Annotated in this window: 14 protein-coding genes, 1 pseudogene and 2 riboswitches; of the genes and pseudogenes, 10 read left to right on the forward strand and 5 right to left on the reverse strand. The window is 35.7% G+C overall.

Features of this window, described 5'->3' with window-relative positions:
• Nucleotides 1–15: 15 nt before the first annotated feature.
• Nucleotides 16–1413 (reverse strand): dipeptidase, encoded by a 1398-nt coding sequence (locus C7437_RS08420; protein ID WP_111439231.1) that lies wholly within the window; start codon nucleotides 1411–1413, stop codon nucleotides 16–18.
• A 161-nt stretch (nucleotides 1414–1574) separates the two neighbouring features.
• On the opposite strand from C7437_RS08420, the gene C7437_RS08425 reads away from it, so the two are divergent.
• Entirely contained in the window at nucleotides 1575–2813 is a 1239-nt protein-coding gene (locus C7437_RS08425) for a hemolysin family protein (protein WP_111439232.1), read from the forward strand.
• Between the two features lie 198 nt (nucleotides 2814–3011).
• Nucleotides 3012–3563 carry an RNA polymerase sigma factor gene (locus tag C7437_RS08430; protein WP_111439233.1) on the forward strand — a complete coding sequence of 184 codons (552 nt, stop codon included), beginning with the start codon at nucleotides 3012–3014 and terminating at the stop codon, nucleotides 3561–3563.
• 183 nt (nucleotides 3564–3746) lie between these two features.
• Here C7437_RS08430 and C7437_RS08435 read toward each other — a convergent pair whose 3' ends face one another.
• The 3 genes from C7437_RS08435 to C7437_RS08445 are packed head-to-tail and all read right to left on the reverse strand — an operon-like array spanning nucleotide 3747 to nucleotide 6591.
• Nucleotides 3747–5312, reverse strand: coding sequence for an ABC-F family ATP-binding cassette domain-containing protein (locus C7437_RS08435; protein WP_111439234.1), 1566 nt, complete (start codon nucleotides 5310–5312; stop codon nucleotides 3747–3749).
• Between the two features lie 41 nt (nucleotides 5313–5353).
• A complete protein-coding gene (locus C7437_RS08440; protein ID WP_111439235.1) occupies nucleotides 5354–5536 on the reverse strand; it encodes an SE1832 family protein in 183 nt (60 codons plus the stop codon).
• 44 nt (nucleotides 5537–5580) lie between these two features.
• Nucleotides 5581–6591, reverse strand: coding sequence for a hypothetical protein (locus tag C7437_RS08445; protein WP_111439236.1), 1011 nt, complete (start codon nucleotides 6589–6591; stop codon nucleotides 5581–5583).
• 88 nt (nucleotides 6592–6679) lie between these two features.
• On the opposite strand from C7437_RS08445, the gene C7437_RS08450 reads away from it, so the two are divergent.
• Nucleotides 6680–7438 carry an NAD(P)H-binding protein gene (locus C7437_RS08450; protein WP_111439237.1) on the forward strand — a complete coding sequence of 253 codons (759 nt, stop codon included), beginning with the start codon at nucleotides 6680–6682 and terminating at the stop codon, nucleotides 7436–7438.
• Between the two features lie 152 nt (nucleotides 7439–7590).
• Entirely contained in the window at nucleotides 7591–8154 is a 564-nt protein-coding gene (locus C7437_RS08455; RefSeq protein ID WP_111439238.1) for an NADPH-dependent FMN reductase, read from the forward strand.
• A gap of 224 nt (nucleotides 8155–8378) precedes the next feature.
• Here C7437_RS08455 and C7437_RS08460 read toward each other — a convergent pair whose 3' ends face one another.
• On the reverse strand, nucleotides 8379–8909 hold the full coding sequence (locus tag C7437_RS08460) for a helix-turn-helix domain-containing protein (RefSeq protein WP_111439239.1): 531 nt from the start codon (nucleotides 8907–8909) through the stop codon (nucleotides 8379–8381).
• A 410-nt stretch (nucleotides 8910–9319) separates the two neighbouring features.
• Here C7437_RS08460 and C7437_RS08465 point away from each other — a divergent pair, with 410 nt between their 5' ends.
• The 6 genes and pseudogenes from C7437_RS08465 to ybaK all read left to right on the forward strand — a co-directional run bounded on the left by C7437_RS08465 (nucleotide 9320) and on the right by ybaK (nucleotide 15471).
• The gene (locus C7437_RS08465) at nucleotides 9320–9730 is read left to right on the forward strand and encodes a DoxX family protein (RefSeq protein WP_111439240.1); all 411 of its coding nucleotides are present in this window, start codon (nucleotides 9320–9322) and stop codon (nucleotides 9728–9730) included.
• 371 nt (nucleotides 9731–10101) lie between these two features.
• The gene (locus tag C7437_RS08470; RefSeq protein ID WP_111439241.1) at nucleotides 10102–12288 is read left to right on the forward strand and encodes a DNA topoisomerase III; all 2187 of its coding nucleotides are present in this window, start codon (nucleotides 10102–10104) and stop codon (nucleotides 12286–12288) included.
• A 251-nt stretch (nucleotides 12289–12539) separates the two neighbouring features.
• A riboswitch (FMN riboswitch) is annotated at nucleotides 12540–12666 on the forward strand.
• 149 nt (nucleotides 12667–12815) lie between these two features.
• A riboswitch (FMN riboswitch) is annotated at nucleotides 12816–12943 on the forward strand.
• A gap of 143 nt (nucleotides 12944–13086) precedes the next feature.
• Nucleotides 13087–13725, forward strand: coding sequence for a riboflavin synthase (gene ribE / locus C7437_RS08475; protein WP_111439242.1), 639 nt, complete (start codon nucleotides 13087–13089; stop codon nucleotides 13723–13725).
• A 16-nt stretch (nucleotides 13726–13741) separates the two neighbouring features.
• Nucleotides 13742–14356: pseudogene (gene ribB / locus C7437_RS08480) on the forward strand (3,4-dihydroxy-2-butanone-4-phosphate synthase); the annotation flags it as partial.
• Nucleotides 14357–14414: 58 nt separating this feature from the next.
• Complete coding sequence (ribH, locus tag C7437_RS08485) at nucleotides 14415–14882, forward strand: 6,7-dimethyl-8-ribityllumazine synthase (RefSeq protein ID WP_111439244.1); 468 nt, start codon at nucleotides 14415–14417, stop codon at nucleotides 14880–14882.
• A 106-nt stretch (nucleotides 14883–14988) separates the two neighbouring features.
• Complete coding sequence (ybaK, locus tag C7437_RS08490; RefSeq protein WP_111439245.1) at nucleotides 14989–15471, forward strand: Cys-tRNA(Pro) deacylase; 483 nt, start codon at nucleotides 14989–14991, stop codon at nucleotides 15469–15471.
• The last annotated feature ends 29 nt before the right edge of the window (nucleotides 15472–15500 follow it).

A 15500-nucleotide genomic window follows, 5' to 3' on the forward strand; every position in this document is an offset into this window, starting at 1 on the left:
TCCCTGCGGTGACTTTTATTTTTTAAGGTCTTCTTTTGAAATTTGAGCTAGTTCATAGAAATAGTCCCCGATAACTCGAAGTCCTTGGTCGAAGTTTTCTAAATGAAAGTGTTCATTAGGTGCATGGAAGTTCTCAGAAGACAATCCAAAGCCCATTAATACAACTGGAATTTCAAAAATCTCATCAAATGCAGCTACGATTGGGATAGATCCACCACCACGAGTGTAAGCTGTTGGCACATTATAGACTTTTTCATAACTACGCCCAGCAGCTTGAATCGCAGGGTGATCAAATGGTGTGATGAAAGGTTTCCCTTTATCAAATTCAGTTACAGTTACAGTGATACCAGTTGGTTTGTTTTTTTCGATATGTGCTTTTAGTTTTGCAACAATTTCATCTGGTTCTTGGTCAGGAACTAAACGACAAGTAATTTTTGCCGAAGCTTCACTTGGTAAGACTGTTTTAATCCCTTCACCAGAGAAACCACCGAAAATACCGTTTAATTCAAGTGTAGGACGAGTCCAGACACGTTCTAAATGACTGTAGCCTTTTTCACCAAAAAGTTCTTCTACTCCAACTTCTTTTTTCAATTCTTCTTCATCGAAATCAAGCGCAACATATGCTTGTCTTTCTTCTTCAAGAAGAGGGCGGACATTTTCATAGAAACCTTCTATTAGAATGGTACCTTCAGCATCACGGAATGAATCTAAAATAGAAACAAGTGCATGGATAGAGTTTTGTACTCCACCGCCGTATAGTCCAGAATGTAAGTCACCCTTAGCGCCTTTAACGTCGATTTGTAAACCGCAAAGTCCACGAAGACCATAGCATACTGCTGGTTGATCTGGGCCTTGCATACCAGTGTCCGAAATGACAATCACATCAGCTGCAAGTTTTTCTTTGTGTTCTTGTAAATATTCTTCTAAATTAGGACTACCAACTTCTTCTTCACCTTCGATTAAAAACTTCACATTAACTGGAAGAGTTCCTTCTGTTTGGAGAAGTGCTTCGATGGCTTTCACATGCATAAATACTTGCCCTTTATCATCGCTTGCACCACGAGCATATAATTTGTTATCGCGAACTTGTGGTTCAAAAGGTTCGGACTCCCACAGGTTTAATGGATCAACAGGTTGGACATCATAATGACCATATACTAGCATAGTTGGTTTACCTTCCGCGTGTAACCAATCCGCATATACAACTGGATGACCTTTTGTTTTATCTACTAAAACATTTTCTAGTCCAGCTTTTGTCAATGATTCGGCAAGCCAGTTGGCACCTTTTTGCATATCTTCTTTATGCTCGGACAATGATGAGATACTTGGAATGCGGAGGAACTGTTTAAGTTCATCTAAATGTTCTTCTCTTTTCTCTGTAAAATAATTATCTAATGTTGAAAATTGGCTCATAAGGATTCCTCTTTTCATAAAGTTTTTGAATAGCCATAGTATAGCAAACACGAGTTCAGATGAATAGTCGAGCAACTCTGCATAATAAAAAAGAATATGTTATGATAAAAATACTAGAAAAGAATACAGATTTTGGACTATCATAGGAGGAAAAGTAAGAAATGGAGTTTATTTACCTAGCAATTTGTTTAGTTTTGTCGTTGTTCTTCTCAGGAAGTGAGACGGCTCTTACAGCTATTAGTAGGATGAAGGTTCAGCTTCGCGCAGAAAATGGGGATCGTATGTCTCAAAAATTATTGCTATTAATAGCGAAGCCGGACCAAATGATCACAACAATTTTAATCGGAAATAACATTGTTAATATAGCGATGCCTACATTATTAACAATAATAGCTTTACAGTATGAGTGGGATATCGCACTTGCTACTGCAATACTAACGGTCATCATCATTATTTTTGGAGAAGTATTACCAAAAACAATTGCTGTTACATTTTCTGATCGGATTGCTTATTATGTTGCTCCAATTATTTTAGTACTCGTCCAGATTTTAAAACCAATAACATTTGTAATTGCAAAATTCACCAATGTTTTTATTCGAATTATTTCGAATGGTGCTGTTAAAGAAGCAACATTAACAAAAGAAGAAGTACGCTCTATGTTTGATATTGCTTCTACAGAAGGTACATTTGAAGAAGATGAATCGGAACGTATTAGAGGTATTCTCGATTTCCCCAATAAAGACGTGGCAGATGTGTTATCGACGCATCGAACGGAAGTGGTCGGTATTCCAAAAGAGGCAACGTACGAAGAAGCAAGAGATAAAATATTGGAACATTATTATACTAGATACCCTGTTTATGATGATAGCTTAGATACAATTGTCGGTATGTTTTATTCGAAAAAGTTGATCGAATGGTCCATGAATCCTTCAGCTCAGCTAGATGATTATCTTGATAAAGAGCCATTATTCGTAGTCCAAACATTAAGTGTAGAAAGAGTATTCAAATTGATGCTAACGCACAAAAAACATATGGCAATTGTTTTAGATGAATACGGTGGAACGCTTGGGATTGTTACTCATGAAGATATAATCGAAGAAATGATTGGACAAGAAATAGAAGATGAAACAGATCATGATGAAGAAGTTCTCGTTCATGAAATGACAGAAAACCGATTGATCTGTGCTGGGCGTTTAGAAATAGATGAAGTGAACAGCATGTTTAATACGAATATTATTAATGAAAATGATACAATCGGCGGTTTTGTTCTAGAACAACTTGGGAACGTACCAGAAGAAAATGAACGATTCATGTATGAAAATTTATTGATCGAGATCAATGAAATGGACCGAAGTAGAATTGTGAAGCTTACCATTGAGAAAATAGAAGAATTAGTATAAGAAGAGACGCATGAGAGTAAATAACTCTTATGCGTTTTTTTGTATTTTAGAGAGAGATTGTGGAACTCAGAGTATCTTCCTCCCCTGAGCTATGCAAGCTTACATGTTTGTAATCAAGTTGAAAGAGAATACGATAGAGGGAAAGGTTGTTATTTGGCATTATAGAGTTATAAAGAAAAACCGAGCGGAGGAAATAACATGCAGGTTAAAATTGAAGGTATTTACGAGGAATATAATCGCTATATATATTATTTGTGTTTGAAACTAACAAAAAATCAACCAGAAGCAGAAGACCTAATGCAAGAAGTTTGGATGAAAGTAGTTCGCTATGAATCGTATATGAAAGAAGTAGAACATGTGAAAGCATGGTTAACAACCATTTGTATGAACACATTCAGAGATAAATACCGTAAACAAGTGAGACAAAGTAAATACATTGCACATCAACCCGAACAATTAGACGTATCTATTTTAGATTTAATCGCGTCAGATGTTTTATCAGTAGAAGAGCAATTAGAAAAACAAGATGTTGGAAAAATAGTCCGTTCTAAAGTAGCAGAGTTAGATGGTATCTATCAAAAAACGGTATTGTATTTCTATGTACACCAATTTTCATTAGTAGAAATTGCAGAAGTCATGAAAGTGTCCATTGGAACGGTAAAATCTCGTTTATTCAGAGCGAAACAGCGCTTGAAAGAAATGATCCTGAATGATGAGATTGCAAAAGAATCACTAGCATTAACATATTAAAAAAACCACCAGCGCATAAAATCATTACGCGTTGACGGGCTTTGTTGTGTTCATAAGGTGTTTCATCATGGGACTGTCCAGAAAGTCAGTAAAACTGATTTTTTGTGGCAGTTTTTTTATTTCATAGATATTGAAAATAAGGCAGCTCACAACAAGTGTGAACTGCCTTATTACTTTTATTAATTATTCAATAACTTCTTTTCCTGTAGAGAACCATTCCTCAACGTTCCATACTTTAGTTGCCAGACCTTCGTAGAACTCAGGTTCATGACTAACGATGATTATTGTTCCTTTGAATTCTTGCATAGCACGTCTTAATTCTTCTTTTGCATGAATGTCTAAATGGTTAGTCGGTTCATCGAATAGCAACCAGTTGCTATCTTCCATCATCAGTTTACATAAGCGTACTTTCGCTTGTTCTCCACCACTTAAACTAGAGAGTGGGCGGGAGATATGATCACTTTTTAAACCAGTACGAGCTAGAGCTCCACGTACTTGGTTTTGTTCCATACTAGGATACGTAGACCAAATTTCTTCAATTGGTGTGATGTTCCCGGCTTTTACTTCTTGTTCGAAGTAAGATGGGTATAGGTGATCTGTACGATTAATGGTCCCATCTAATGGAGGGATTTTACCTAGAATTGTTTTAAGGAGTGTTGATTTACCAACACCATTCATTCCAACAAGTGCAATTTTTTCTCCACGTTCAATTGTGAAACTAAGCGGTGGAAGAAGTGGTTTATCATAACCAATGACTAAATTTTCTGCTTCTACAACATAACGGCCAGAACTTCGTGCCATTTTAAAGTTAAACTCAGGTTTTGAAGCTGTTTCTGGACGGTCGATACGATCAACACGGTCCAATTGTTTCTGACGAGATTTTGCACGTCCCGTTGTGGAAGACCGAGCTTTATTTTTTGCTATAAACACTTCTTGTTTCTTAATGAAATCTTGTTGTTTTTCATATGCATCAATATGTTGTTTTTTATTCAACTCTGCAAGTTCTAAAAATTTATCATAATCCGCTGTGTAGCGTGTCAGCTTAGAGAACTCTAATTGGAAAATGACATCTACAACGCCATTCATGAAGTCAGTATCATGCGAAATTAATAAGTATGCATATGGATAATTCTTTAAGTAGTTGGACAACCAATTAATATGCTCTTCATCTAGATAGTTGGTAGGCTCATCTAGTAATAATACTTTTGGTTTTTCTAGTAATAGTTTTGCAAGAAGAACTTTTGTACGCTGACCACCAGATAGAGACTCTACATGACGGTCTAAGCCGATTGCATCTATCCCAAGTCCACGTGCAATTTCTTCTATTTTCATATCTAATGTATAAAAACCACCAGCATCCAAAATATCTTGAATATCAGCCATTCTTTCTAATAATTTTTCTAGTTCTTCAGGAGTTGCCTCTGCCATTTGAGCAATTATTTCATTTAACTCTTCTTCTTTTTTGTAAAGGGGTAAAAATGCATCACCTAGTGTATCAAATATAGATCGTCCTGGTTGCAGACGAGTATGTTGGTCTAAATAGCCGTAATGCGTGCCAGGTAACCACTCTACACGACCATGGTCATGGATAAGTTCTCCTGTTAAAATACTCATTAGTGTAGATTTACCAACTCCATTTGCCCCAACAAGCCCAACGTGATCTTCTTCCAATAAACGAAAAGAAACCTCTTTAAAAAGTGTGCGGTCTCCGAATGTATGCTCCAAATTTTCTACTGTTAATAAACTCATCTATTATTTTCCTCCAAATATAAAAAACTCTCTGAATCGGACTACAATTCCGAGAGTTGTTTGTTTAGTTCTGCAAGGTTGTCTTCCATTTTGGCAAGTCTACGTTCGGCATTTTCTAATTGAGTTGGGTGGCCATTGGATTCCAATTTCTCCATATCACCTTGTAAATTAATATAATCCATCTTTAACTCAGCTATTTGTGCTTGTAGTTGTTGTTTTGTCATGATTAGTCACCTTCAGCTTTTTCCTCCATTGTAGCATACAATGACTAATAACGGGCTATTTCTTCCTCAGCTTTTTTATTGGCAATTGTTTGGAGGATGAGTTCTGTAACTTTAGAAAGATTTGAGTCGAAATGAATTTGTTTTTGTTTTTGAATATATGAGTTTCTACGATTATCGTGCAAAATAATTTCCATTACCGCATTTTGAAGATGGGATTGTTTTATTTTTCGACCTAATCCTAAATTGGCAAAGCCGTGAGATTCCTGTGGGAAATCGAAATTAATTTCTTCTTCATGTGCGCAAAGAATAATGCAAGGTACTTGAAATTGTGAAACTAAATAAGGTGTATACGCTCCTGAACAAATGACCATATCACCTGTAGGAAGGTACGTTTCTAATTCATTCGTAGAAGAGATCACCCGAATAGATTTTCTAGTAAGTGCAAATCTTTTTAAATCGTTAATATCATGTTTATAGTACTCGTCCACTAGTACGCTTATTTGCAAAGGAATATGAAGTTGTACAAGATGTCTGAGTGTACGATAAGTTAAATTTTCAGGATCTTCATGAGGGAAATTTACGATTATATGTGGAGAATCCTGCAACGTGTTATTATTTTTATATACAGTTGAAAGAGTTGGAATATATCCAGTTGGACCAGAAATATGATGTTCCTTTGATAATTCCTTTGAATTTTCATATAATGATTGAAAAACTATGTCAGCTAAATCACCACCACCACCATGATCATCAAAATGAATAAGTGGACAAGCGAATGCTTTCAATCGATTAATCAAATCCTTTTCGGAATTTCCACTATCATGAATAATGCATTCGGGAGCAAATGATTTTAATGATTTTAATAATGAAGTGTTGTTTGAATATAATGTAAATGGCAGCTCTTGTTTTTCTAAATGTTGAATTAAGTTTAAATTCGTGCTTGGTATGAAAATTTGATACTCTTTCGTATTTAAAGCTTCTAATAAAAGTTTTGCACGAGATGCAGGATATAACCCTCGGTGTGGAAGTGTATTTAATAAGTAAGCTATTTTCAAGTTTCATCTTCCTTTCCAACATAGTCTCTTATAGTGTATGGAAGTTTATAGATGCATATGACTAGCAAACAAATGGAGGTTTCTTAGAATGGAGAAAAGAACAGCTCTAGTAGTTGGTGCAACAGGATTTACGGGGGCACTTTTAGTGAAACAACTATGCGAAAGTGAAGAATATGGAGCAATTTATGTAATTGCCAGAAGAGAAATGACATATAAACATCCAAAGTTAGATGTGAGGATAAGAGATTTCGATGAGCTAGAAGAGAAGGATGTTGAAATTGCAGATGATCTTTTTTGTTGTTTAGGAACAACGATGAAGAAAGCAAAGTCAAAAGAAAACTTTGAAAAAGTGGATTTGATTTATCCTTTACAAATTGCCTCCCTAGCAAAAAAGAGGGGAATCCAACATGTTCTTGTTATTTCAGCAGTAGGATCCAATAAAAAATCTCCTTTCTTTTACAGTCGTGTAAAAGGGGAAATGGAACAACAACTAATTGATTTGAAACTACCAAAGTTGTCTATTTTCCGACCTTCCTTATTGACAGGAGATCGCGGAGAATTCCGTTTGGGAGAAAGGCTCTCAGAAGGTGCATTTCAGTTATTAAACCCACTATTAATAGGGCCATTTAAACGAATGAAAGCAATAGAAGGAAAACAGTTAGCTTTTGCCATGTACCATTACGCTGTTCATGGCAAAAAAAATGCGGTGAATATATATAAGTCGATAGATATTTTAAACGCCAAGGTCCTGGAAGTACAAGAAGGAAAGATAATCCCGAGAGAAGAGTTATTTAACTGGGATAAGAAGAAAGACATATTTAAAAGAAATGACAAAATAGATGATTGAGTTGGATTATTTCACTCCAGTAAAAGTAGAAGAATACATTCAAGATTAGGCCTTTCAGTCTAAAGAATGAACTTTGTCTAAATCAATCCTTGCGTATAAAATTTTTTGTCTTTTTTGATACAATTAGGAACGGATAAAGGAGGTTCTGTTAGATGAAAATTCTACTTGTAGACGGAACAATTATTGGAACGAAAACAGGTGTCATTTTAGAACAAGTGAAAGATTATATAGAATCAATTAATACCAATTACACGATAGAGATTATTAAACTTGCTAATTATGAGCACCAATTTGTAGATGGTAGACCTTTTGAGCAATACAATGATGACATGAAATTGCTTGTAAGTAAGTTTGACCAAGCAGATGGTTATATTATCGCGACACCGATTTTCCAAGGATCAATTCCTGGTGTATTGAAAAACACGTTTGATTTTTTACATCCAAAAACAATGCGCTACAAACCAGTTTCTATTGTCGCAAATGGCGGAACGTACCAGCATCATCTAGTAATTGAAAATCAACTTAAACCAATTTTGGATTACTTCAGATGCTTAGTTACCCCAAACTATGTGTATACACATTCGAGCCATTTTGATAAAAATAATGTCATTGTGGATGAAGATGTGCACAATCGTTTGCGTGAACTAGCTCGTGTATTCGTGCAGTACGCTGAAATGAGCAAAGCATTATGTAAAGACCCAATAGATATCCATTGATTAATATAAAAGACCCGAAAAGTTGTTGGAAAACAGCTTTTCGGGTCTTTTGATTTGGAGTAAAATGGCTAAGGGAGCCAATGATAGCTGCGAACGCGACAAAAATAATCTCGACAGCGACAAACCACCTGGTGAACGAGACAATCCGCCACCCAAACACGACAATTCAGCCAACAAGAAAAAAGCGCCAAGTGAAATTAAAATTCCTCTTGGCGCTTAGTTTATTAAGAGTTACTATTTTCGTGATAGACAGCAATTAGTAAGATTGCTTCGTCTTCTCCAACATTTTTCACAAAATGGGGTACACAGGCATTCCAACTGAATGAATCGCCTTCTTTAGCGATTACTGAGTCTTCCCCTTGCTCAGCAAGAACAGTACCTTTCAGAACAAGATGACTTTCTTCACCTGCATGAGCAATTGCTTTACCGGTTGATGCGCCGGATGGTAAATTAACGTGCATCATTCGTAAACCAGATTGTGAGGTAAGGTGTTCTATTTTTATGTCATTTAATGTTGTATACACTCGATCCGACTTCCTAACAACTTTCATATGTTGTTCTTTCTCGAGAAGTAAGTAGGGAAGTGGAACGTCTAAATAATTGGCAATTGTTTGAAGCGTATTGAGGGAAGGGGAAGTATTGTCATTTTCAATATTGCTGATAAATCCTTTTGACAGTCCTATTTGTTCGCTCATTTGTGCAATTGTAATTTTTTTTCGTTTTCGTATATCTCGGATTTTTGAGCCGATTTCCATGTTCATCCCTCCCAAAATATCTTTATGTTGAATATATACTAACACAATTTTGTTGACGTTATCTATTAAACAATGTTACCTTATAAGAAACAATTATCCTTATAAAGATATAAAGTGTTTGTTAGAAAGGAGAAGGAAATGCCGGTTTTGAGCATAACTATACTAGAAGGCAGAGAGAATGAATTGATTGAACTATGTATGCGTGATGTAGCATATACTGTTCGAAAGTATTCGTATTATAGTTGATGAGGTTCCGAAAATCGTTTGGGTTTATCTTTTTTTTTGCTCTTATAGTTCACCTATATGAATAAAATATTTCTAAAAGAATTAAAAAGGCTTGAAGTGTGAAAAAATAATGTATTAATGTACTTCAATGCCTTAAAAACATTAAAAAATAGGAGGAAATAAATATGAACAAATTAGATGTAAGTACACTTTTATTAAGAATTGTGTTAGGAATTAGCTTTTTTATACACGGACTTGTGAAATTTCAAGGTGGTATTGGTAATATTGTAGGATGGTTTGATAGCATTGGACTTCCAGGATTTTTTGCATACGTGGTGGCTACATTAGAATTAGTAGGTGGTCTTGCTCTTATTTTAGGGCTTGGTACTCGAGTAGTTTCTGCACTTTTCGTAGCACTTTTGGTAGGTGCAATTCTAAAAGTAAAACTAGCAATCGGATTTATAGGTACACCTGAAGCAGGTGCTGGTTATGAACTAGATCTACTATTCTTGGTAATTGCTTTATTCTTAGCGCTAAACGGTAGTAAATTATGGTCATTGGATCAGGTTTTATTTAACAAAAAAGCAACTAAATAAATTAATAATGAATACTAATTACTGCCCTTCGTCATTTACTTTGACGAAGGGCAGTTTTCTTTTGACTTAAAATAATATGAAAGTCTAAGAAGTTCATTGAATTGGAACAAAATGGATAAGCGAGAAAATGATAGCTGCGAACGCGACAATCCATCTCATGAAAGTGACAAAAACAATCACCAACACGACAACCCACCTCACGAACACAACAAAAAGCAGCACTACGTAGAAGTGCTGTCTTACTTGTGTTTCTCCTCCTATTTCTAATAACCACGGACAATTGTTTCATGTTCATTACTAGGGGCTATTGCTCTGATTCTTTCTAACAGCTGTGCTATATTTAAGGTATGTATGATGAAAGGATGTTTAAAATGGCAAAAAGCTTAGTTCTAGCTGAAAAACCATCAGTTGCCCGCGATATTGCGAGTGTATTGAAATGTACGAAAAAAGGAAACGGATATCTTGAAGGCGATAAATATATCGTCACTTGGGCATTAGGCCATCTTGTAACGTTAGCTGATCCAGAGAGTTATGATGTGAAATATAAATCGTGGAATTTAGAAGATTTACCGATGTTACCAGAGAATCTTAAACTTACTGTTATAAATCAATCTGGCAAACAATATAACGCAGTAAAATCTCAACTAACTCGCGGAGATGTTAATGAAATTATTATTGCAACTGATGCCGGACGTGAAGGTGAATTGGTAGCCAGATGGATCATTGCAAAAGCGAAAGTAAATAAACCAATTAAACGCCTGTGGATTTCATCTGTAACGGATAAAGCGATAAAAGATGGCTTTGCTAATTTAAAGCCGGGTAAAAATTATGAAAATCTTTATCAATCAGCCGTCGCTCGTTCCGAAGCAGATTGGTATATCGGGCTTAATGCAAGTAGAGCATTAACTACAAAATTCAATGCTCAGTTGAATTGTGGGAGAGTACAAACACCGGTAGTTGCTATCATTGCTAACAGAGAAGACGAAATAAAAAACTTCAAAGCCCAGACATATTACGGTATTGAAGCACAAACTGCAGACAATTTAAAGCTTACTTGGCAAGATGCTAAAGGAAATAGCCGGAGCTTTGACAAAGATAAAATCGAAGTAATCGTGAAAAAACTTGGCAACACAAATGCGACAGTCACTGAAATAGAAAAGAAACCGAAGAAAACATTTTCACCTGGACTATATGATCTAACGGAACTTCAACGTGATGCCAATAAAATCTTTAGTTACTCTGCAAAAGAGACATTAAATATTATGCAAAAGCTGTACGAACAACACAAAGTCTTAACATATCCACGTACAGATTCACGCTATATTTCGCAAGACATCGTTGGAACACTTCCTGAACGTCTAAAAGCATGTGGAATAGGCGAATATCGCACGCTTGCTAATAAGGTATTAAGCAAACCTATAAAAGCGTCGAAAACGTTTGTTGATGATAGTAAAGTAAGTGATCATCATGCGATTATTCCAACTGAAGGCTATGTAAACTTCTCCGCTTTCAATGATAAAGAAAGAAAAATTTATGATTTAGTAGTAAAACGATTCTTAGCAGTATTATTCCCAGCATTTGAATATGAGCAACTAACGCTGCGTGCAAAAATCAGTGATGAAAACTTCATTGCTAGTGGGAAAACAATTTTATCAAGTGGTTGGAAAGAAGTATATGAAAATCGCTTTGACGATGATGACACAACAGAAGGTTTGAAGGAACAGATTTTACCTCTTATTGAAAAAGGCAATACCTTAAACGTAACATTAATTGCACAAACATCAGGCCAAACCAAACCATCTGCACGCTTTAATGAAGCGACATTACTAACGGCAATGGAAAACCCTACAAAGTATATGGACACGCAAAATAAACAGCTCGCAGAAACATTAAAATCTACTGGTGGATTAGGTACTGTTGCAACACGTGCAGACATTATCGAAAAGTTATTCAATTCATTTCTTATGGAGAAAAAAGGAAAAGATATATACCTTACTTCAAAAGGAAAACAGCTTCTTGATTTAGTACCAGAAGAATTGAAATCTCCTACACTAACGGCCGAGTGGGAGCAGAAGCTGGAAGCAATCGCTACCGGCAAATTGAAAAAAGAAGTATTCATTTCAGAAATGAAAAACTACACAAAAGAAATCGTCTCTGAAATTAAATCGAGTGATAAAAAGTACAAGCACGACAATATTTCCACAAAGTCTTGTCCAGACTGTGGAAAACCAATGCTTGAAGTGAACGGTAAAAAAGGAAAAATGCTTGTGTGCCAAGATCGTGAATGCGGTCACCGTAAAAACGTAGCACGTGTCACAAACGCTCGTTGCCCACAATGTAAGAAGAAACTAGAGCTACGTGGCGAAGGCGATGGTCAAATCTTCACTTGTAAGTGTGGATTTAGAGAGAAGTTATCGGCGTTTGAAGCTCGACGTAAAAAATCTGGTGGAAAAGTGGATAAACGTACTGTTCAGAATTACTTGAAGCAGCAGGATAAGGAAGAGGAACCTGTGAATAATGCTTTCGCAGACTTACTAAAAGGAATGAAATTTGATTAATCATTAATAAAGCGTAAAATTTTTACTTAAAAGAAAAAAGGGCCTAGAAAGTGACCATGTCACTTTCTAGGCCCTTTATCTAAGTTCGCTATACTTCAGTTACCATAAGTTTCGTCCAAAGCGAACCGTAAAAATCCATATAGAAAAAGGACGCTTTAGCAGTCTTCTTATTTTTCTAATAAATTCAAATAATAAAGACAACCTACTTGTTAGGTATTCAAAGAAGTGGTATATTAAAACGAAATTAAATAGTTGTCCTTCGGGGTGGGTGAAATTCCCAATCGGCGGTAATGATGAAAATCTAGCCCGCGAGCTTTTATAGCAGGATTTGGTGCGATTCCAAAGCCGACAGTATAGTCTGGATGGGAGAAGGATAGATGGAACAAGCTAGTGCTAGTATACTTTTGCATACATAACTACGCAAAAGGTTTATTTGACGATGCTTGAAATATCTAAAACTCCCAAACTCCAAGGAAAGCCTTAGGGGTTTTTTATTTATTAAAAATCTTTAAGGTAACTAAATATAGAATGTTCTTCGGGGTAGGGTGAGATTCCCAACCGGCGGTAATGATGCAAATCTAGCCCGCGAGCCTTTATAGGTTGATTTGGTGCGATACCAAAGCCGACAGTATAGTCTGGATGGGAGAAGAACAAGATGACAACGCATGACTACTTTTGCGATTAATAGCAATGCAAAAGGTTTATTTGACTATGCCTAAAATCTTGATTATCTCAAACCCCTTAGAATTGTCTATGGGGTTTTTATTGTATTTATGCAAAATAGAGAGGAGGAATTACATGTTTACAGGTATTGTTGAAGAATTGGGCACTGTATCGGCTATAAAAAAAGCGGCAAATAGTATGGAATTGACCATTCAATCCCAAAAAATATTAGAAGACATTCACTTAGGTGACAGTATTTCAGTGAACGGAGTTTGTTTAACTGTTACTTCATTTTCAACAGATAAGTTTACTGTAGACGTTATACCAGAAACGGTAAAAACCTCTTCAATTAAAATGCTTCAGAATGGTAGCAAAGTTAACTTAGAGAGAGCTATGCGGTTTGATGGAAGATTTGGCGGACATTTTGTCGCAGGACATGTGGATGGAGTCGGGGTCATTTTAAAAAAGCAAAAAACTGAAAATGCGGTCTATATCGATATTCAAATATCTAAAGAAATTAGTGAATTTTGTATTCCGAGAGGCTCCATTACAATTGATGGCATTAGCTTAACTATTTTTAAATTAACTTCCGATAAAGTAACCGTATCACTTATTCCTCATACATATGAGCAAACAGTGATGGGTCTAAAAAAAGTACGTGATCTTGTAAACATTGAAAATGATTTAATAGGACAATATATCATTCATCAGATGAAGAGACAAAGTACTACAAGTAATGTATCATCCGAATATTTATCTAAACATGGATTTTAAAAAGGAGAGCTAAACGATGTTCAATACGATAGAAGAAGCAATAGAAGACTTAAAAGTAGGAAAATCCATTATTGTTGTAGACGATGAAAACCGTGAAAATGAAGGAGACCTAGTAGCGTTAGCAGAAAATATTGCACCAGAAACGATTAATTTCATGGCAACTCATGGCCGTGGTCTTATCTGTACTCCAATCACGGAAGAGTTAGCAGTAAAGCTAGATTTTAAACCAATGCTAGAGAAGAATGAAGACTATTTTGGAACTGCATTTACAGTAAGTATCGATCATATTAATACGACGACTGGAATAAGTGCATTTGACCGTGCAGAGACAATTGCGCAAATAGTCAATCCAAACTCTATCGCTACAGATTTTCGTAGACCTGGTCATATCTTTCCGTTAATCGCGAAAAAAGATGGGGTAATTGAACGACCTGGTCACACAGAAGCAGCTGTCGATTTAGCTAAACTTAGTGGATCAGCTCCTGCAGGTGTTATTTGTGAAATTATGAGTGACAATGGAGAAATGGCAAGATTACCAGAATTAATGGATTTTGCGAAAAAGCATCAATTAAAGCTTATTACGATTGAAGCGTTAATTGCATTTAGATTATCTAATGAGACACTTGCTACAACTATATAAAATAGAATTTACAATAAAATGAGCTATATAAAAAGGGAGAGAATTGAGAATGAATAAAAATTTTGAAGCGAATTTAATTGGTACGGACTTAAAAGTAGGAATTATTGTAGGTAGATTTAATGAATTTATCACAGGTAAATTATTAACAGGTGCACTGGACGGTCTAAAAAGACATGGTGTAGATGAGAGTAATATAGATATAGCTTGGGTACCAGGAGCTTTTGAACTTCCATTTATCGCAAAAAAAATGGCAGAAACAAAAAAATACGATGCAATTATCGGTTTAGGTACAGTAATTCGTGGAGCTACAACACATTATGATTATGTTTGTAGCGAGTCGGCAAAAGGAATTGCAAAAGTAACATTAGATACAGGGGTCCCAGTTATTTTCGGCGTATTAACAACTGAAAATATCGAGCAAGCAATTGAACGAGCTGGAACAAAATCAGGAAATAAAGGATATGACTCAGCGATTTCTGCAATAGAAATGGCAAATTTAAGTAACATGTTTAAATAGTATCCAAAGCATCACTTGCCTCGAGCGAGTGATGCTCTTTTTTTACGGGATTACTTAGACAACATGGAAAATAAAAAAAAGAACTGTAGCTTAGGAGTTTAATAATATGGCGAAAATACAAAAAACGAATGCAGTGCGGATGTTAGAACAGAATAAAGTTCCTTTTGAATTAATAGAATATGAGTTAACTGGTAATTCAGTAGACGGAATAACAGTAGCAAATAAAATAGGCTATCCCGTTTCTGTTGTCTATAAAACTTTGCTTGTAACTGCAGGTCATGGGAAACATTTTGTTTGTATTATTCCAGTCGACAAAGAACTAAATTTAAAAGCAGTCGCAAAAGTAGTAGGGGAGAAAAAAGTAGAGTTACTTCATTTAAAAGATTTACTTCCTACTACGGGTTATATACGAGGCGGGTGTTCGCCTATTGGTATGAAAAAACTATTCCCAACTGTAATAGATAAAAGTGCACAAGAGCTTGATTATATTATTGTTAGTGGAGGTAAGATTGGCCTACAAGTAAAGCTTGCAGTTTTAGACTTACTCAATATGGTAAATGGAACACTTGGGGACATAAGAAAAGAGTAATCGTTGAAAACTATCTAAAGTGTTCAAGA

The sequence above is a fragment of the Psychrobacillus insolitus genome (genome assembly GCF_003254155.1).
GTDB classification, from domain to species: domain Bacteria; phylum Bacillota; class Bacilli; order Bacillales_A; family Planococcaceae; genus Psychrobacillus; species Psychrobacillus insolitus.